This is a genomic window from Cognatundibacterium crateris (assembly GCF_010078235.1).
GTDB classification, from domain to species: Bacteria; Pseudomonadota; Gammaproteobacteria; order Burkholderiales; family Burkholderiaceae_D; genus Undibacterium; species Undibacterium crateris.
Genome location: NZ_JAABOS010000006.1, coordinates 264,854 through 283,917, shown reverse-complemented (window position 1 = coordinate 283,917; position 19,064 = coordinate 264,854). Strand labels below are relative to the sequence as shown.

The window sequence follows — 19,064 nt, the reverse complement described above, 5'->3', positions numbered from 1 at the left end:
TGTTCGTCAGCAGCAGAGAAACGAGATTATGAAGCCTCGGCCGGATTGTGTCAACACCCTTCGATGAATTATGCGATTACGTGTGGTTTTCTTAGGAAAATCATCTGTACCCAGCGGAAAGATTGAGGATGCAGATTGCTTGATGCAAAATCACTATTATTCAAATCAGGAATTCAGCATGTCCCCGGAAACAACCCCAGATACAGATATTACTGCGGCAGCGACCATCGCTTCAGGCCTTTCCCTAGATAAGCAGGCGGAAGCTGAGCATGGCAATTGCGCCAATTGTCACCAGCCTGTGATAGGTGCTTACTGCCATCACTGCGGACAATCCACACATATCCATCGTTCGCTGCTGCATATGGCAGAAGAATTACTGCATGGTTTATTTCATTTTGAAACCAAGGCCTGGCGTACTCTGCCAGCGCTGGCGATCTCTCCGGGAAAACTGACCCGGGACTATATAGAAGGGAAGCGGACCCGCTTCGTATCTCCGCTCGCACTGTATTTATTTTTATTATTCCTGATGTTTTTCGTCTTCTCTTTAACCGGAGCGACTGATGGTGGGTTTCAAGCCAAAGAAGAACCCAAGGTGCTTTCGCAAAAGCAAAAGGAATCATTGAAAAACGAAATTGCGGAATTGCGTACACAGCAGAAACAAGTCCAGGCAGGCAGTGAGGCTGCGAAGGACTTGCAACGTGATATCGAAGAACTTGAAAAGGATCTCGCTGCGTCCGCAGCCAGTCAGGCACAAAGCAGCACAACAAAGCTTACTAAGCCAACAAATAAGGACCAATCCGCAGCTACCGGTTTAAAAGAACTGACGACAGAGCTGGAGAAAAGCGCAGAGAACAATATGCCAGCCTGGCTAACCACGCGACTCAGACATGCATCGGAAAATCCTGAGCTGGTAATTTACAAAATGAAAAGCGGGGCCTCTAAGTTTGCGCTGCTACTTCCTCCTTTGGCCTTGCCGTTTTTATGGCTGATGTTTGTTTTTCGAAGAAAATTTGTGATGTTTGACCATGCAGTGTTCGCCTTGTATTCGCTATGCTTTATGGCGTGCCTGATGATAGTCTGTAGCGTACTAAGCACATTTGGCCTGGGCGCCTTAGCAGCCGTGTTGATTATTTGCGGGCCACCTGTACACATGTATGCACAACTCAAAGGGACGTATCAGCTAACTCCCTTAGAAAGCATCTGGCGCACCGTGTTTTTGATCTTGATAGCCATCATTTCTATCTTGCTCTTCATCTTGTCATTGCTGGCAGCCAGCATGTAATTATTTGCATGCGTAATTCCATGGCAATCCTGCAATTTAATAACTGACAAGCATGCCAAGGGCATCATGTTCTACCCAAATTAACCCTGACTTAATATGAAAAAACTGATCTTCGCTTTATTCATGACCATCATGATGACACCCGCGCTCGCTCAACAGGAATATATGGAAGCGATTGCGAACCGTTCCTGTGCCTGCATAGAAAAAATTCCGCGCAAAGGAATTAACAAGGAAGCGCTAACCATACAGCTGGGTGTGTGCATCATGCAATCCGTCACCCCTGCCGACCGGGAAAAAATATTGGCAGATTACAAAGTCGATTTGTTTGATATTGAACGCAAGGGTCAGGAAAAAGCCGGCGCTATCATAGGCACCAGAATGGCCGCCGTATGTCCGGGCCCGATTACCAGCTTGTATAGCATGATAAAAGACACTGTGACTGACATATCAGGAACGATACAAAAAATAGAGACAGAAGGCTATGTCAGTTTAATCATCAAAGATACCCAGGGTAAGACGCAGAAAGTTGTGTGGTTATCGCCAACCAAAGGAAACCTGGATCTGCCCGCTCAGTACACGGGTCTCACAGGAAAAATGGTCACCGTACGCTGCGAGGTAAAGGATATTTTTGATCCGCGTATCGGCGAATATCGCCCCATGAAAATCATCACAGAGATTTCTGAAGGCTTCGTTAAACCGTCGGCCAATTAATGCAGAGAACAGGTGAGTGCTGCAAGCTGAACGCTGCTGCAGATGTCCGGACTATGGTGCATCACTCATCGCTCGTCACTCATACCTAAGTCGGATATCTGTCTTTAAGGTATAAAAAAAGGTTTGCAGCGATTGCAAACCTTTTTTTAATATACAGACCCACTACATACTTGAATGGCCGTGTAAGTGCAAACGCTTGTCGTCTGCCTCCAGCGCAGTCTGGCATGGCATACAACGCTCGGCAGTAGGCTCCACGTCCAGCCGGGCAAAAGGAATATTGGCACCGCACTCTTTACAGACATCCGCGATATTTTCGCTGAGTCTGGCCTGAGCGCGCTGCAATGCCTCCCATTCCGCATGCTGGTGCAAATACTGCGACATCGCTTCGTGATTCAGTGTATCGCCTGTTGCGCTGTCGCCAGCTTCAGCAGCAAGGCTGTGCGTGGCCGGGTTATGCTGTCGCAAGTCTTCCTGAATGCGCAACTTTAAAGCATCCAGCTTCTGTTTCAGGCTCTCGATTTGGGAACTGCTCAGACTCATTTTATCTCCGGATTGAAGTGATATGAGTCAGATTACTCCGCTACCCCCTGATGACTTTGATACAGCGCAATACCTATGCGGGCAAAATTTCAACCCTGCTTTGATTACGGCCAGAGTGTTTAGCCTGATACAAAGCTTTATCAGCGCGCTCAAGCAAACGTTCAAGTTGCTGGTCTTGCGGATGGTTAGAAGCGATGCCGAGACTGACGGTCACACCAAACTGGGCGCCATCATTATCAAAAAAGCGCAATTCTTCAACACGCTTGCGAATACGCTCAGCAACAATCATGGCCTGCTGATCTGTAGTCTGTTGCAACAATACGCAAAACTCTTCGCCACCCAAACGACCAAACAAGTCAATCTCTCTGAGCTCAATTTTTACTGCTTCTGCAAATCTGACCAAAACCTGATCACCAACCAAATGTCCATGCTCATCATTGATGGTCTTAAACAAGTCCAGATCCAGCATTAACAAGCTAACCCGCGTGTTGTAACGCTGAGCGCTTTTAAAGACATGTTCGGTATGCTCAAGGAAAGCACGCCGGTTTTCTATATTCGTCAACGCGTCAGTGGTCGCCAGACGTTTAAGCTCCAGCTCCATTGCATTACGTTGCGTGACATCGCGGAACACGCCTTCTATGCCTGCAAAATTGCCCTGCTCATCGCACAGCGCCTGACTATTGAGAGAAATATCAATCACACGCCCGGATTTGCAGCGCATTTTCCCGGGGAAATCAGTCACTCGTCCTCTGGACAAGATCGCCTGCCGGTAAGACTCACTCTCTTCAGCATCCAGATAGAAAGACTTCGCGTCTTTACCTTCCACTTCGTCCGGTTCATAGCCCAGCATATTCAGCACTGAGGGGCTGATTTTTCTGATATATCCCGCAGCGTCTGTGCGGTAATACACGTCCTGCATATTTTCAAACAAACGGCGGAAATCCAGCTCACTTTGCCGCAAATGGGCATCCATCTCATCATGTTCTGTCATGTCGAGCGCACTGATGAGCACCGCATCCTGTTGTTGGTATTGAATGGAACGGCTAGCCACCAGCAGAATACGGAAGTGATTTTTCAAGGTGCGGATACGCATTTTTGCAGCCGGATTTTCCCAGCTACCGCCATCTTTCTGAATTCTGACCTGTGAGCGGGTCTGATCCAGGGTATGTACCAGATCAGCCACTTTCTGCCCCTGCAGTTGCGACAACTCCTCAGCCTCAAGCAAGCGCAATGCTGCCGGATTAGCATCAACCAATACGCCATCTACCGCGATGAAGACCGCGCTGGGAAGAACGTCAATCAGGGAAATAGAAGAATGTAAGGAATTCAAAAAGAGACCTTTGGAAAGTGAAGGACATCAGAACAGCTTTTATTTTACTCTGCGATCTGACAAAAGCACGCACAAAATTACTGTGCAACATGATTTTCTACAAAGCAACAATAATCAACAGCCTTTTTCTGCCTGCTTGATCACAAGCGCATCATAAGCATGAAATAATAGCTAGCTAAACTAGGCGCGAAGGTCAGCTCCGCCAGCAACAGCTTAATTCTGATTTCCCTATCAACCAGGATACTATTTCCATGAAACTGCAACTTACCCCATCCGCCAATTTGCTGCGACGTTTGCTCATCACCAGCCTGCTCAGTACCCCTGTTATCGCTCTCGCCGCGCAAGCTGGCGAAAAGCTGGCACAACCCAAACTGATGGTCGTACTGGTAGTGGATGGCCTGCCGCAAGAGCAGGTTGTGCGTTACCGCGAACAGTTTGCCGCTAATGGTGGCTTCCGCCGTCTGTTAGACAAAGGCGCCTGGTTCAGCAATGCCCACCAGGCTCATGGCGTGACGCTGACTGCCGTTGGTCACACTGCCATCCTGACCGGTGCCTATCCGTATCAGCATGGCATTATCGCCAACGAATGGACAGATCGTAAAACGCTGGAACAGATGTATTGCACGCAAGATAATGCGCATACTTATATAGGCGAAGAAACGAAAGCCGGCGCCGGGACCTCTCCAGCCAATTTGAAAGTCAGTACAGTTGGTGACGAACTCAAGTACGCGACTGGCAACCAGGCCAAAGTGATTACCGTGTCCGGCAAAGACCGTGGTGCCATCCTGTTAGGTGGCAAAGCAGGTACGGCATATATGTACATGAGCAAATCTGGCCATTTCGCCAGCAGTACTTACTATATGCAAAGTCATCCGGCCTGGGTGCAGCAATATCACCAGAACAATCCGCAAGATCGCTTTTACGGTCAGGAATGGAAGCCTTTATTGGCTGATAAGGCATATACCAATGATGCCAGCGATGATCTGGTCGCCGATCCTAAAGAGCGTTTCCCTTACCAATATGTAAGCAAGTCCGGCAAACCGGATGCCGAGTATTACAACAAGCTGCTCACCGGCCCGTTTGTTGATGAAATGACGCTGGACTTCGCACGTGCTGCAATTGAGGGTGAAAATCTGGGTAAAAATCCAGCTGGCGTGACTGATGTACTTGGCGTGAGTTTATCCAGCCACGACTATGTAAATCATGCCTATGGCCCGGAAAGCCGCATGTCACATGATCATTTGCAGCGACTGGACAGACTGCTGGGTAACTTCTTCAGCTATCTCGATAAACGTGTCGGTCTGGATAACACCATCGTCGTGCTGACTGCCGATCATGGTTTCCCGAATGTGCCTGAGTTTTCGCAATCGATCAAACGTGAAGCGCAACGCATCAACAGTAAAGACATGATGGCGGCATTGAATAAAGCGCTCAATGCCAAATTCGGCAGCGATCAACTGGCAGAAAAATGGTCCAGCCCGACTGTTTTGCTCAATACTAAGCTGATCGCTGAAAAGAATCTGAAGCAAAGTGACATCGAAGCAGCCGCAGCAGAATTCTTGCTTGGCTATTCGGGCATCGCCAATGTCTACACCCGTCACCAACTGGAGCAAGGTATGGTAGCGGACACGCGTCAGGCCAAACTGATACAGCGCGCCTGGAACCGCCAATTGTCCGGCGACTTGTTGTTAGTGACCCAGCCTTACACCTATTTCAGCTATGGCGCCAAAGGGACCTCACATGGTTCTCCGTATAGTTACGATACCAATGTGCCATTGATGATCATGGGTAAGCCATGGTTCCGCGCTGGTAACTACAGCCAATATGCAGAAGTCGTTGACATCGCACCTACCCTGTCCCATCTGTTACGGATACGTCCACCATCCGGTGCGGAAGGCCGTGTGCTGAGCGAAATTCTGAATTGATAATAAGGAAGCGATGTAGCGCGTTAGCCAGTATCACCGGGTACTCCGTTAAATACGCTGCAATAAAAAAACCGCATGTTCAAGACATGCGGTTTTTTATTTATTGCAGCCTGCCAGCAATCAGCAGATACAGAATCAGTATCAGGACTTACGATAATTATTCAGCATCTGGTAACTACGCGCATACAGCGCAAATAACAAGGCAGCGACCAGCGCAAAACCGGCGAAGAAGAACATCTGGAAAGCCGTCACGCTGATACCTGTCGTTTTAATGTACTCGGTCACAGCCGGGCTCTTCACGCTGGAATTGGCCAGCAAAACCCACAAGTTACCGATCGTCACAGACAGATTCCAGAAACTCATGATCACGCCCTTCATCGCCAGCGGCGCCTGACTGTAAGCGAATTCCAGACCAGTCGCCGATACCAGCACTTCACCAAATGTCAGTAATGCATACGGCAGAATCTGCCAGGTAATCGACAAGGCATCACCGCCATCCATCGCGAGCTGCATAAAGCCAACCACGATCCAGGCCAGACCAGAAAAGGCGATACCAAGTCCCATGCGACGCAAGGCCGTCAGCTCCACCCCCATACGTTTGAGCATAGGATACAGAACCAGATTATTAAACGGAATCAAGAGCATGACCAGTAAAGGGTTCAATGCCTGCATCTGAGCCGCCTGAAACCATTCCGGCTTAGTCATATCGTTGGCCTGCAAGACCCAGGTCGATGCTTTCTGATCGAACAGTGACCAAAACGGAGTGACCAGTGCGAATACCACCAATACACGTAGCACAGCACGTACACCGTCTACAGCTTCATCCGGATGCACGCCGCGTGCACGCTCCAGTTGCAGCCATGCGCCCATACCACCAAAACCCAGGACCAGCACCAGCGCCAGACAGAACGCTGCCACCACACCGACACTTGGGATCAGGGTTAAGGACGCAAGCGCCAGCAACCCGCCCAATACCGCAATGAAATAACCAGTGCGGGCCTGACCTGGCTGATGTGCATTCAGCGCGGTTTTCACCACGTTCAGGAAAGAGTGAGGATTTTTTGGGGATGGCGGCACATGGACATATTTAGTGCGGCCCGACCAGAAAATCACGGTCGCAATAAACATCAGGATACCCGGAATACCGAAGGCGACACTTGGACCGTATTGTTTAAGGAAAATAGGCATCAGCAGCGATGCAAAGAAGGAACCGAAGTTAATGATCCAGTAAAAGCCATCGAATACTTTCTGGGCCAGACTGCGGTTACTCTGATCAAACTGATCACCGACAAACGAGGTGACCAGTGGCTTAATCCCGCCCGAGCCCAGCGCAATCAGGAATAAGCCGGTATAAAAGCCTTCCTTATTATTTTCAAACACCGCCAGACAGGCATGACCCGCGCAGTACACCAGGCTGAGCCAGAACACGGTATTGTATTTACCAAAGAAACGGTCAGCCAGCCAGCCACCGAGTAAAGGGAAGAAGTAAACGCCGATCACAAAGGTATGGAATACCTCTTTTGCCATGCCAGCGCGCATGCTTTCCGGCATAGATAACAGCAGACTGGTAATCAGGAACGGGGTCAGGATATTACGCATGCCATAAAAGCTGAAACGTTCACATCCTTCGTTTGCGATGATGTAGGGGATCTGCCCTGGCATCTTCGGCTTATCCAATTGAGCAGTTTGCTGCGTCATCGGTTTCTCCAATTCAGTTATTGTAAGTTGTGGTAAATCATTAAATGCATGATGAGCGCGCCCTTATTGCAAGCTGCGCTAAGCCCAGACACAAGCACGTCCGGTCAGGCAAAGCGCAGTAAGGGCGGCAATCCATTCCGCTAGAAAATAGTGCGCGCAGTATCCCGATTTGCCCCGATCAAGTCAAGCAAGAAGCGCTTGCGCAGCGCATCATTGCTGATCTGCTGCGCAACAGGCGTTAACGGCGCTTGCGCATCCAGCGCAGCGGCCACATCAGCATACGGAATACGAAGCGCACTAACAGTAAAGTCAGCAGGGCTTCGAGTAAAGTCATCACAAATGCGACAAACGTATTCCAGCGTTGCTCACGTCGTAAAAACTTGGCGATCATGCTGTCGCGCTTGATTTCTATACTGTCATAGAAAGTCGGCACCACCAGCAAGGTCAGCAAGGTAGAGGTAATCGTACCGCCAATAATCGCAATGGCCAGCGGGCGATAGAATTCACCGCCCTCACCCAGACCTATCGCGACCGGCAGCATACCGGCGATCAGCGCAAAGGTCGTCATCAGGATAGGACGCAGACGCTTACGCCCTGCTGTCATCAACGCTTCTTCGCGGTCTAAGCCTTCGCGTTCCAGTTCGCGTGCACAATCGAGCAAGAGAATCGCATTTTTCGCAACCAGTCCCATCAGCATAATAATGCCGATAAAACTCATCAGATTCAGCGTCCCCTTAGTCATCAACAGCGCCAGCACCACACCGATCAGACTTAAAGGCAGCGACAACATCACCGCGATCGGCGCCGTAAATGAGCCAAACTGCATCACCAGGATCAGGTACATCAGGCCTATACCCATGACCAGTGCAATCGCCATTTCGCTGAACAATTCTTTTTGCGAGCGCGCCGCCCCGCCCAGTTCCAGCGCATAGCCAGATGGGAAATTCATCGCCTTGGCGATCTTCAGCGCATCAGCAGTCACCTCACCCGGCGAACGTCCCTGCGCATTCGCAGAAACTGAAATCATGCGTTTGCCATCGAAATGCTGAATCTTGGCCGGACCTTTCGCCATGCTGATTTTAGCGATCTGTTCGAGCGGAACCATTTTGTCGCTGCCACTCACGGCGATAGGCAGGCGTTCAATATTTTCCAGATTAATGCGGTCAGCAGGATGCAGCCTGACCGCCACATCACGCGCCTCACCGGTAGGGTCGACCCAGTCACCGACCTCTACGCCTGCGAAGGCAACCCGAAGAGCCTGCGCCGCATCGTTGACCGAAATACCCAGAGAATTAGCAAGACCACGATCCATCTCTATCTGCAGCTCATCCTTAGGTTCCTGCTCAGACAAGCCGACATCCACTGCGCCATCTACCTTACGCAGTTTATCCATGAATTCATTGGCAATCGCCAGCAATTTGCGCGCATCCGGACCGGAGAACTGGATCTGCACTGGCTTACCACCACCGTTGTTCAGATCGTCCTGCACCACATATTCGGCACCAACCAGACTGCCGACCAGGCCGCGTAACTCCACCGCGATTTGCGCAGCGGAACGCTGACGTTCGGTACTCTTGCCGATATCCACATACACGCGACCACCGCTCGCATTTATATTACTGTTGGTGGCCTTGGTTTCTTTGATAGTACGTGCGAGTTCAGCCGCTTTTTCCACCTTCAGACGTGAGTAATCCAGACTGGCGCTGGAAGGTGTTCTGACTTCAACGAAAATCGTGCCATTATCGGCAGAAGGTAAAAAGCTGGAGCCACCAAACTTCGCATGCAAACCTAGCGCCAGCACAAACGACATGGCAGCGATCACTGCCATCGATTTACGGTGATGCAAAGCCCAGGCGATCACATTGCCGTAACGGTCAGACTGATGATCAAACCAGGCATTGAATTTCGCCAGCACCAGACTCAGACCGGTCTTAGGCTGCTCATGATGGCCAGGCGGGTCGCCCCAGTAAGCTGACAGCATAGGATCAAGTGTGAACGAGATAAACAGACTGACCAGCACCGAGCTGGCAACAGTCAGCGCAAACGGACGGAACCATTCACCAGAAACGCCGGGCATGAATGCGACCGGAATAAAAACCGCGATAATCGAAAACGTGGTGGCGGCCACCGCCAGCCCGATTTCCTTGGTACCGTTACTGGCAGCCGTGCGTCGGTCCACGCCCATTTCCATATGACGCACGATGTTTTCACGCACCACAATCGCATCATCAATCAAGACCCCGATCGCCAGCGACAAGCCAAGCAAGGTCATAAAGTTGAGGGTAAAACCGCACAACCAGATAGCGATAAAGGCTGCCACCACCGAAGTCGGCAAACTGAGCGCTGTAATCAGCGTAGAGCGCCAGGAATTGAGGAACACATAGACCACAAAAATGGTCAGCACTGCGCCAAAAATCAGGGATTCGATCACATTATTCAGACTGCTTTCAGCATCCTTGCCGCCATCCTGGGTGACTTCCAGCCGCGTACCCGCAGGCAGCGTCTTATTAATTTCAACCACCAGCTGGCGCACTCTGGCTGCGACCGACACGGTACTGGCATCACGTGAACGGGTAATCGAAATCCCCACATTCGGATTACCATTGCGTACACTGAAGCCGCTGATTTCAGCAAAACCATCCGCGATGTCAGCTACTTGCGCCAGGCGCACGACTTCCGTGCCACGGCGTTTAATCACGATAGACTGAAATTCCTGTGGCGACTCGATACGACCGATCAGACGGATACTCTGTTCTTTCAGATCGCCTTTGACCTTCCCTACCGGTGCCGTGGTGTTTTGATTTTTGAGGGCAGTGACAACCTCAGCCACCGAGACATTGTATTCACGTAGCTTCTGCGCATGCAGCAAGACACTCAGTTCACGTTTGAGAGAACCATTGACAGACACTGTGGCGACGCCATCGATGCCACGGAATTTATCCGAAAATTCATCCTCAGCCTTGCGTGAAATTTCGGCATGACTCAAAGTGGTCGATGACAAAGCCAGCTGCATGATGGGCTGAGCCGATGGATCTATACGCTGCAATACCGGTTCACGCATTTCTACCGGCAGCTTATAGCGCACCGCCGCGATAGAATTCCTGACCTCATCCGAAGCTTCGATCATGTTCTTATTAAAATTAAAGAAAATGACGATGCTGGCATTGCCCTCAGCCGCAGTCGAAGTCAGGCGGTCTACGCCGGAAATACTTTGCAGAGATTTTTCTATGCGATTTATCACCTCGCGTTCCACGGTTTCCGGCGACGCGCCCGGATAGGGAACGCTGACCACCAATACCGGTTGCTCCACATCGGGAATCTGATTGACTTTGAGTTTTTTCAAAGCCAGCAGCCCCAGCGCCATCAAGGCGATGATGATGACTATCATCGCGATGGGGCGCTTAATACTGAAATCGGATAAGAACATGGCTTATTTCCCCGCAGCGGAAGAAGCGGCGACTGGCGCGCTTGCGGCTTTAACTGGCATGGCAGACGCCACCAGTTGCGCCTTTTGTCCATCTTTCAGGGTGGATAAAGGATTACGTATCACCTGATCGCCATTATTGAGTCCGGCACGCACCGCAAAATCACCGCGGCGCTGGTCGCGCTCACCGAGCTGTATCGCGACTTTGGACAAAATGCCGTCTTTCATGCGCCAGACGTAAGCCTTGTCACCATCGCGCACCACCGCTGAATTTTCCACCATCAGGGTTTCTGAGGTAGTCGCCTCTATCATGCCTTCCGCATATAAACCCGCGACTCTGGGTTGATTGGCATCGGCAAACGCAATCAGGACTTCGACCTGACGGGTCGTGGCATTGGCGGCCGGGTCCACCCGTTTCACCTTACCTGCAAAATTCTGACCGGCATAACCATTGATGCGGAAGCTCACATTCTGGCCCACACGCACCGCGGTCACCTTATCGGCGGAAATCAGGCCATCAAAACGCATACTGGCCGGATCGATCACTTTCAACAATTCCTTACCCAATTGCGCGGTGTCGCCAGGAGAGACTTTACGCTCACTGACCACGCCATCAAACGGAGCGCGTACTTCGGTGCGGGTAATCTGCTGTCTGGCCTGCGCGGTACGTGCCTTGGCGGCGACCAGGTCGCTCTGGCTGTTATTGCGCCGGATTTCTGCATCTTCCAGTTGCTGAGTCGATGCCATACCGGAAGCACGCAGCGTTTTTAAGCGCTGGAACTGACGCTCGGCCTGCTCAAACGACTGACTGGAAGCACGTTCCGCTTCCTGCGCAGAATGCAGACTGTCGCGGATTGCAGCGTCATCCAGCCTGACCAGTAAATCGCCACGCTTGACCGCTTCCCCGTTTTCTTTCAATACCTGCAAAACGACCGAGGAAATTTCAGAGCGTAAATCCGCCTTACGTTCTGGCTGTATTGAGCCAGTCACCACTGGCCCTGAGCTCAGTGCGCTGCTTTGTACCAGAGATAAGTCCTCACGTGTCACCATGAGGGCTTTGTCCAGGCTGGCGGGCACAGAAGCAGAAGCGGACGCAGAACCAGCGGCGCTGGCCTTGCCGGATTCATCCTCTTTTTTCAACTTACTACAGCCTGTGAGCGCGAGCATTGCGCACAATACGATCAGACCAGGACGCGACATAGTGTATCTCCGGATAACAATTATTATAATGAAGGCCACTTTGATGACGCGGCACATAAAAAGTTTCAGCGCCAGACACTGCCTACTCTCTGCATATGCACAGCATTGACAGCCGGAACCAGGATCAGGCAAGACATATGCAAACCATGACTGGCCGTCGCCGCGCTGCAGGGCATACCTGAAAAACAGTATGCAAGCCGGACAGCGCCAGAATACGGGTTCAGCGATAGGCATTAAGTCTTGCAAACGAAGCATGTTAGCAGACAAAGTTCGCTATGTAGACGACAAAAGAAAGGTATGCGGCTCTGCGTTCACACACTGCGGCATCCTTGCAAAAAAACGCCAAGTCCGGTAGTCTGCGCCCTCCCTGCTTTTTGTTGGTCTGTCCTGTGTCTGTTTCTGCTGTAGCTCACGCCCCTGTCGTCCTGATTGCCACCGATGTCTTTGGTCACACTGCCGCAGTCGATGGTCTGGTGCGCCAACTGGCTCAGCCAGCACTCATCGTTTCCCCATTTGAAGACAGCAGCCGCCATTTTGGGTCTGAGCAGGAAGCCTATCAAGCCTTTCTGGCCGAAGGTGGCATTGCGCGTTTTGCCGACAAGCTGGCAGCAGCCCAGCTGGCCCATGCAGCCAGCCTGCGCTTCGCGATCGGCTTCAGCGCCGGCGCCAGTTCACTCTGGGTCAATGCAGAACACAGCATGATGTCCAGCCTGCAGCAAATGGTATTGTTTTATGGCTCACGCATACGCGAATACCGCCAACTGCAGCCGCTATGCCCGGTCAGACTGATTTTCGCCGAACAGGAAGCGGCATTCGCGCCAGCTGAATTAGTGCAGGATTTACAAAAGCGTGGCCATCAGGCTGAGCTGCTGAAAGGCAGCAAACATGGCTTCATGAACGTGTATTCGCGCGGTTCCTGCGTCAAAAGCCAGACCCGCTATGGCGATGAGCTGTATCACATGATGCAGAACGCCAGCATTGCTGATGCGGCCTGAGCACTGAATTTAGCGCCCGGCAAGCTGATGCCAATCCACACTAAGGGCTGTCCCGAATTGCCTTCCCCCCTTGCCTTCCCCTATACTCTGCCCCGCGTGACACAATCACCGCCCAGTGCCTGAATCTGCCGCAACCAGCAGCCACAGGCCGTTTTTCTATCTGCAATACTTTCGGTAGCCCTTTTATTGGGACATTTATCAATACATTGATCAGCACATGGATGAGCACAGATACAGCTTCGTCGCTGCAGAAGCAATGTCGTTAAATTCCTATTTATTAACTTTTTTGCGGGATGATGAGTCTGCCCTATCCGGCACTGTGATTCAGTCAAACCGCGCGGAGCCATAAGCATGACCGCTTTTGTATTTAACGAAATCAATTTTGACCACCACGAACAAGTCGTTTTTGCCTCAGAAGAAAAATCCGGCCTGAAAGCCATCATCGCCGTACACAACACCAACCTGGGCCCGGCCATGGGCGGTTGCCGTATGTGGAATTACGCCAGCGAAGCCGAAGCGGTACGCGATGTACTGCGTCTGTCGCGCGGCATGACCTATAAAAACGCAGTGGCCGGCCTGCCTATCGGTGGCGGCAAAAGTGTCATTATCGGTAATCCAAAAACAGATAAAACGCCTGCGCTGTTTGAAGCGCTGGGCGAAGCCCTGGAACGCCTGGGCGGCCGTTATGTAACGGCAGAAGATGTCGGCACCAGCCCGGCAGATATGGCCTATGTAGCAGGCAAAACAAAATACGTCGCAGGTCTGGGTGACCGTGGCGATCCATCTCCATTTACCGCACTGGGTTGCTTCGTCGGTGCCCAGGCAGCCGTTAAACATCAGTTAGGCCGCGATGATATGGATGGCCTGGTAGTTGCATTGCAGGGTCTGGGTCATGTGGGTTTCGACTATGCACGCCGCCTGAAAGAAGCTGGTGCTAAGCTGATCGTGTCCGACATCGATGAAGGCGCGCTCAAGCGTGCTAAAGATGAGCTGGGTGCAGAAGTTGTCGGCACTGATGCGATTTATGATGTTGCGGCTGACATCTATGCGCCATGCGCACTCGGTGCAACTGTCAATCCTGACACCCTGAAACGCCTGAAAGCGAAAATCATCGCCGGTGCAGCGAACAACCAGCTGTCCACACCGGACATGGGTATCGCCTGCCGCAATCAGGGCATCCTGTATGCACCGGATTTCGTGATCAACGCCGGTGGCATCATCAAGGTTTGCTACGAATACCTGAACACACCGGAAGACGGCATGGATGCGCATGTACGCCGCATCGGTGAAACCCTGGCTGAAGTCTTTGCGCGCGCTGATGCAGAAGGCTTGCCGACCAGTGTGATCGCGGACCGCGTTGCTGAAGCGAAGTTCAAACGCTAAATATAAGTTGTAAGACTGGCTGAAATTTCAGCCTTCAACGCAAGCTGAAAATAGCTACCTACCACGGGTAGCTATTTTTTTGCCCGCTTGTTTTGCATTATTCTGGGATAAAATTGAAAGCCAAATTGACACTTAAAGCTAAGCGCCCATGACAATACTGCACACCGCCAGACTCAGGCTGGAACCAATGAACGATAGCCATCTGGATGGCTTGTTTGCGATGAACAGCGATGCGGAAGTGATGCGCTATATCACGGGCAAACCGGATACCCTTGCCGATACCCGGAACATGATCGATCTGGTCAAACCGCGTTGGGAACAGTTTGGCTTTTCCTGGTGGAGTTTCTTTGAGATTGAAACCGACACCCTCGTCGGTGCCGGCTGCATACAACATCTGGGACGTGATCCGGCCAATTCTCTGGAAACCGGCTGGCGTCTGCGGCGTGACCGCTGGGGCCGCGGTTATGCCTCAGAAGCGGCGCAGGCGATGGCAGCGTTTGCCTTTGATACCCTGCACAGCCCGGATCTGGTGGCGGTATGCGATCCGGATAATCATGCGTCATCCCATGTCATGAAAAAACTCGGCATGCAGTATCGTGGGCTGGAACACTGGTATAACCGTGATATGGCGGTGTATGCGATGCAGGCAACGGATTTTCAGCGGCGCTGATTTAAGCCTGTTGTTCGCTCTGTTGCCGCGCCAGCGCGTCCAGCACCTGTAACAAGGCTTGCGCCAGCGGCTGCCGCTGCTGGGTCTGAAATCCATCCAAAGCGCGCGTCACGCCTTCTATCCAGGCTTCAGATTTCAGGATGCGCTCAAGTTGCTGAGGAATATGCGCAGCCTGACTGGCACAGGCAGCCAAGTCCAGCGAATGCGCTTTGCGACATACCGCTGGGCGGTAAGCATAGATACTGCAATGCTGATCCTGCAATAAGGGACAGGGCTGACGCTGACCGCTCGCATACGCATCGACATAGGCCTGGCAGGCCACACGCAAAGCAGCGATATCACGCCTTTCGGCGATCCACTGATACACAATAAAACTGGCTTCAGCGCTATTCACTTCCACCGTCAGATGATGGCAGCAATGACTGCAGCCTGCGGTACAGGCAACTGCAGCTGTAGTCACAGACTGAGTAGCGATCAGATCCAGCGCGCCATGCAAGCGCGGAATCACATGCAGCGGCCAGACCGGATGCTGTTTGCTGTTTTCCAGCAGGGTCTGATTGTCTTGCTTAACACGCTCTATCGCCGATAAAAAAGCCTGTTGTTCTTGCTGGCTCAGTGCCATATTTGCTCCGTAAAAAAACCCACCGGCCGGCGGTGGGTTTGTCGTAATGTTGTAATCCCAGCGATGAGAATTTAGTTCGCGACGGCTGCAGCGCTCGTATTTTCTTCCGCCTTCGCTGGCTGAACGGCCTTCGCTTCTTTACCTTTGCTGTCAGCTGGTTTAAACAAAGGCGTCACATCACGCTTGCCGCGTTCGAGATAAGGAATCGGTTTCTCCATCCAGCCCGGACGCGCAGCACCCAGCAGGAAGTGATCGAAAAACTCCGCCATATGGACCGTGTAATGCTTCACATTTTCGCGGTCACGCAGACCATGCTTTTCGCCATTATAGTTAAACCAGTAGGCTTCTTTACCCAGACGGCGCAAGGCAGTGAAGAATTCTATCGCCTGATACCATGGTACCGCATCGTCTTCGTCATTATGCTTGGTCAGGTAAGGCGTTTTCACTTTATCGATCTGGAACAAAGGCGAGTTCTCGATATACTCAGCGGTTTTATTCCACGGTGTCCCACCCATACGGCTTTGTCCGGTTTCGTACTGGAAGGCACGGCTGACACCAGCGCCCCAGCGGATACCGCCATAGCCACTGGTCATATTCGCCATCGAGGCACCGGCTTCTGCCGCTGCGAACATATTGGTTCTGGTGATCAGATAATTGATCTGATACGCGCCCCAGCTATGGCCCTGGATACCAACCCGTTTAGCATCGACAAAACCCATGCCCACTACTTTGTTGACCGCACCTGTCACGGCTTGCAAAGCACTGCGGCCAGGATGGCCCGTGGTATAGGTGATGTCCGGACGCAGCACGATATAGCCATTGCTCAGATAACGGGTGACATTGATGTTCTGGCTAGGCGCAGGCACTGTATGACGGTGCAGATTGTCGGTCATCTTTTCATAGATGTAGACCATCATCGGATACTTTTTAGCGGGATCAAAATTTTCCGGCTTAGCCAGCAAGGCCTTGAGTTTTCTGCCGTCTGTTGTGCTGTACTCGATGATTTCCTGCGTGCCCCAGTTGTATTGCGCTTGCTGAGGATTAGCCTGACTGATTTTTTGTGGCGCATTCAGTTTGACATCACTGGCCCACACATCCGGAAATTCCGTGAAGCTCTGACGGGTGAATAAGACCGTATCGGCTTTCTTTGCCTTGATCACACCGGCATACAATTTGTCGCCAAAGACCAGTTGCTGCGGCTGCGCGCCGTTCGCAGGCATCTGGTAAAAGCCGGTAGCACGTGTATTTTCATTTAAGGCAGACAGCATCCAGTCACCCAGCGCCAGCGGCTTGCTTTCGGCGACCGGCGTCGGTTCTTCCATGTTTTCAGGGCGGGTATTCTCGAGGTTGATATAGCGCAGCTGTAACTGATGCGCACGACCATAGCCCTGACTCAGATTGCGGTTAGCCAGGGTGGCCGGCGTGACTTCCCATAAGTCAAACTGATCGTACAACACCACGCTGCGATCACCCTCAGTCCAGCCTGCATAGCCATAAGGTGAGCGTGGCTGCGGCGTATCATGCTCATGATCTTCAAAGCGGGCTTTGATTTTTCCAGTCAGGTTGATCTGCTTGCCATCTGCAGTCGACCAGGCCTGCCAGCTATAGTTTTTCGCATCGAAACCCAATACATATTTACCTGCTGGCGACATGCCTGCGACAAAGCGCTGCTTCTGCGCTAACAGGCGCGACTGCCCGGTCTTCAAATCAATCGCATATACATCGCGGTAAGAACCATCCCAGGACAGCAGCATTTTGTATGGCACATCGCTGCTACCCATCGCGAAGTCTGGATTATCATTGACGGACACAGCAGGAATCTGCACGCTGCCTAACTGCACAAAGCGCTGATCTGCCAGATGTATCACTGCCTTGTAATTTTTTTGCTTATCTTTTTCAGCGCGGACTTTCTGTACCGATTGCAGCTCAGGATCTTTCCAGTGCCACAAATCGACTTTCACCGGTTCCGGTGCATCCTTGGGTTCTGCCTTCTGAATTTCTGCGGTACCAAAGAATAAGCGTTGCCCATCTTTGCTAAAGCCCAATTCACCGAATTCGCTGACGCCCCACTTTTCCGGCATGCCGGAGGTCGCTGCACTGGCCAGCAAGGCGGCATTGCGCTCACCATTTTTCCAGTAATACAGCTGATACACCGGAGGATCTTCTTTCTCGGCAGCGGCGTCAGAAGCAGGTGCTTTTTTAGGTTTTTTCTCGTCTTCAGCACGGCGCCTGGCCAGGTCATCGCGATTGCTCAGGAAGGCCAGCTGTTTGCCGTCTTCATCAAAGCGCAGGTGTTTAATACTGCCTGTACCGGAAAATATCTGCAGTTGCTGCTGATCAGCCGGAGTGAACAGGTAAACGCCTTCTTTGGCCGCCAGTTCAGCGGCTTCTTTTGCGCTTTCCTTAGTCGCCTCTTTATTTGCTTCTTTATTTGCGTCTTTAGCCTGCTCTTTGCTGTCTTTCGCGACGGGTTTCAGCGTATAAGCGAGTGCAACACCATTTTTTGCCCATAACATCTCGCCCACATCTTTCAGGCTGATGCGCTGGCTGTTGGCGACATCGATTAACAGCAACTCGGACCCACTCTCTTTTTTCTTGGCCGCAGCACCCGCAGCACCGGCAGCAGCGGCTCTGGCGACCTGATCCGCTTCATCCAGGTCTTTCTTATTTTCTGCGCTGTCTTTTTTCGCATCTTTCTTAGCTTCCGGCACAGCTTCCATCAGCACAGCCAGCCAACCGCCACCTTCTTCAGACCAGGCATACTGTTTGACACGCTCGATCAGCTCGATTTTGCCGCTTTGCAGATCAATGATGCCCAGACCGGACTTCGGTGCATCTTCTGGTTTTTTCTTTTCTTTTTTGGCTTTGTCCTGTTCGGCACGGGTAGGGCGTACCGCGAATGCCGCAAATTTTCCATCCGCGCTGAACAGCGGTGCAGCACCGCGTGGCGAGCGGAATTCACGACCATCTTTGAGATGACGGAACACCACTTCTCCATCACCCTCCTGAGCTGCCAGTACATAGGCGGCCCATAGACCGTCACGGCTCAGCGTACTGCCCTGAATGTTGCGCCAGTTGGCATACACATCATGGGTAATGACTTTTTTGGCACTGACCGGTACCGGTGCTGCCAGTGCGGCTTCCGCTGCCAGACTGGCAGCATGGGAGGCAGGTGACCAGGTGCCGGATAAGACGCCTAACATCAGTGCTGCGGCACAGACTGGACGCCATGCTGGCATCGCTTGGGAAAACTTAGACATGGTAATAAACTCAAAGACAGAGGG

At 51.8% G+C, this 19,064-nt stretch carries 13 protein-coding genes; 6 read left to right on the top strand and 7 right to left on the bottom strand.

Annotated elements, in window-relative coordinates:
• The first annotated feature begins 70 nt into the window (after positions 1 to 70).
• Both EYB48_RS13230 and EYB48_RS13225 read left to right on the top strand, forming a co-directional pair.
• Complete coding sequence (locus tag EYB48_RS13230; RefSeq protein ID WP_162020826.1) at positions 71 to 1,282, top strand: DUF3667 domain-containing protein; 1,212 nt, start codon at positions 71 to 73, stop codon at positions 1,280 to 1,282.
• Positions 1,283 to 1,378: 96 nt separating this feature from the next.
• Positions 1,379 to 1,993 carry a hypothetical protein gene (locus EYB48_RS13225; RefSeq protein ID WP_162020825.1) on the top strand — a complete coding sequence of 205 codons (615 nt, stop codon included), beginning with the start codon at positions 1,379 to 1,381 and terminating at the stop codon, positions 1,991 to 1,993.
• Positions 1,994 to 2,155: 162 nt separating this feature from the next.
• Here EYB48_RS13225 and EYB48_RS13220 read toward each other — a convergent pair whose 3' ends face one another.
• On the bottom strand, positions 2,156 to 2,533 hold the full coding sequence (locus EYB48_RS13220; protein WP_162020824.1) for a TraR/DksA family transcriptional regulator: 378 nt from the start codon (positions 2,531 to 2,533) through the stop codon (positions 2,156 to 2,158).
• A gap of 73 nt (positions 2,534 to 2,606) precedes the next feature.
• A complete protein-coding gene (locus EYB48_RS13215; protein WP_162020823.1) occupies positions 2,607 to 3,863 on the bottom strand; it encodes a sensor domain-containing diguanylate cyclase in 1,257 nt (418 codons plus the stop codon).
• A 251-nt stretch (positions 3,864 to 4,114) separates the two neighbouring features.
• Between EYB48_RS13215 and EYB48_RS13210 the strand changes: the two genes are divergently transcribed.
• Positions 4,115 to 5,788, top strand: coding sequence for an alkaline phosphatase family protein (locus EYB48_RS13210; RefSeq protein WP_162020822.1), 1,674 nt, complete (start codon positions 4,115 to 4,117; stop codon positions 5,786 to 5,788).
• 141 nt (positions 5,789 to 5,929) lie between these two features.
• Here EYB48_RS13210 and EYB48_RS13205 read toward each other — a convergent pair whose 3' ends face one another.
• The 3 genes from EYB48_RS13205 to EYB48_RS13195 form a co-directional block, all read right to left on the bottom strand.
• Complete coding sequence (locus EYB48_RS13205) at positions 5,930 to 7,486, bottom strand: POT-type proton-dependent oligopeptide transporter (protein ID WP_162020821.1); 1,557 nt, start codon at positions 7,484 to 7,486, stop codon at positions 5,930 to 5,932.
• Between the two features lie 238 nt (positions 7,487 to 7,724).
• The gene (locus EYB48_RS13200) at positions 7,725 to 10,913 is read right to left on the bottom strand and encodes an efflux RND transporter permease subunit (RefSeq protein WP_162020820.1); all 3,189 of its coding nucleotides are present in this window, start codon (positions 10,911 to 10,913) and stop codon (positions 7,725 to 7,727) included.
• A 3-nt stretch (positions 10,914 to 10,916) separates the two neighbouring features.
• Entirely contained in the window at positions 10,917 to 12,110 is a 1,194-nt protein-coding gene (locus EYB48_RS13195; protein WP_235935115.1) for an efflux RND transporter periplasmic adaptor subunit, read from the bottom strand.
• Between the two features lie 389 nt (positions 12,111 to 12,499).
• Between EYB48_RS13195 and EYB48_RS13190 the strand changes: the two genes are divergently transcribed.
• The 3 genes from EYB48_RS13190 to EYB48_RS13180 all read left to right on the top strand — a co-directional run bounded on the left by EYB48_RS13190 (position 12,500) and on the right by EYB48_RS13180 (position 15,158).
• Entirely contained in the window at positions 12,500 to 13,105 is a 606-nt protein-coding gene (locus tag EYB48_RS13190; protein ID WP_162020819.1) for a dienelactone hydrolase family protein, read from the top strand.
• Between the two features lie 351 nt (positions 13,106 to 13,456).
• Positions 13,457 to 14,488 carry a Glu/Leu/Phe/Val family dehydrogenase gene (locus EYB48_RS13185; protein WP_162020818.1) on the top strand — a complete coding sequence of 344 codons (1,032 nt, stop codon included), beginning with the start codon at positions 13,457 to 13,459 and terminating at the stop codon, positions 14,486 to 14,488.
• A 148-nt stretch (positions 14,489 to 14,636) separates the two neighbouring features.
• The gene (locus tag EYB48_RS13180; protein ID WP_162020817.1) at positions 14,637 to 15,158 is read left to right on the top strand and encodes a GNAT family N-acetyltransferase; all 522 of its coding nucleotides are present in this window, start codon (positions 14,637 to 14,639) and stop codon (positions 15,156 to 15,158) included.
• A gap of 1 nt (position 15,159) precedes the next feature.
• On the opposite strand, the gene EYB48_RS13175 is transcribed toward EYB48_RS13180, so the two are convergent.
• Together EYB48_RS13175 and EYB48_RS13170 are read right to left on the bottom strand one after the other, a co-directional pair.
• Entirely contained in the window at positions 15,160 to 15,780 is a 621-nt protein-coding gene (locus EYB48_RS13175) for a YkgJ family cysteine cluster protein (RefSeq protein ID WP_162020816.1), read from the bottom strand.
• A gap of 71 nt (positions 15,781 to 15,851) precedes the next feature.
• Entirely contained in the window at positions 15,852 to 19,040 is a 3,189-nt protein-coding gene (locus EYB48_RS13170) for a prolyl oligopeptidase family serine peptidase (protein ID WP_162020815.1), read from the bottom strand.
• Positions 19,041 to 19,064 lie beyond the last annotated feature (24 nt).

Excerpts from the sequence above, each read along its gene's own strand:
- EYB48_RS13230 (WP_162020826.1), top strand. The coding sequence starts at position 71 with ATGCGATTACGTGTGGTTTTCTTAGGAAAATCATCTGTACCCAGCGGA.
- EYB48_RS13225 (WP_162020825.1), top strand. The coding sequence starts at position 1,379 with ATGAAAAAACTGATCTTCGCTTTATTCATGACCATCATGATGACACCC.
- EYB48_RS13220 (WP_162020824.1), bottom strand. The coding sequence starts at position 2,533 with ATGAGTCTGAGCAGTTCCCAAATCGAGAGCCTGAAACAGAAGCTGGAT.
- EYB48_RS13210 (WP_162020822.1), top strand. The coding sequence starts at position 4,115 with ATGAAACTGCAACTTACCCCATCCGCCAATTTGCTGCGACGTTTGCTC.
- EYB48_RS13205 (WP_162020821.1), bottom strand. The coding sequence starts at position 7,486 with ATGACGCAGCAAACTGCTCAATTGGATAAGCCGAAGATGCCAGGGCAG.
- EYB48_RS13200 (WP_162020820.1), bottom strand. The coding sequence starts at position 10,913 with ATGTTCTTATCCGATTTCAGTATTAAGCGCCCCATCGCGATGATAGTC.
- EYB48_RS13195 (WP_235935115.1), bottom strand. The coding sequence starts at position 12,110 with ATGTCGCGTCCTGGTCTGATCGTATTGTGCGCAATGCTCGCGCTCACA.
- EYB48_RS13185 (WP_162020818.1), top strand. The coding sequence starts at position 13,457 with ATGACCGCTTTTGTATTTAACGAAATCAATTTTGACCACCACGAACAA.
- EYB48_RS13180 (WP_162020817.1), top strand. The coding sequence starts at position 14,637 with ATGACAATACTGCACACCGCCAGACTCAGGCTGGAACCAATGAACGAT.
- EYB48_RS13175 (WP_162020816.1), bottom strand. The coding sequence starts at position 15,780 with ATGGCACTGAGCCAGCAAGAACAACAGGCTTTTTTATCGGCGATAGAG.
- EYB48_RS13170 (WP_162020815.1), bottom strand. The coding sequence starts at position 19,040 with ATGTCTAAGTTTTCCCAAGCGATGCCAGCATGGCGTCCAGTCTGTGCC.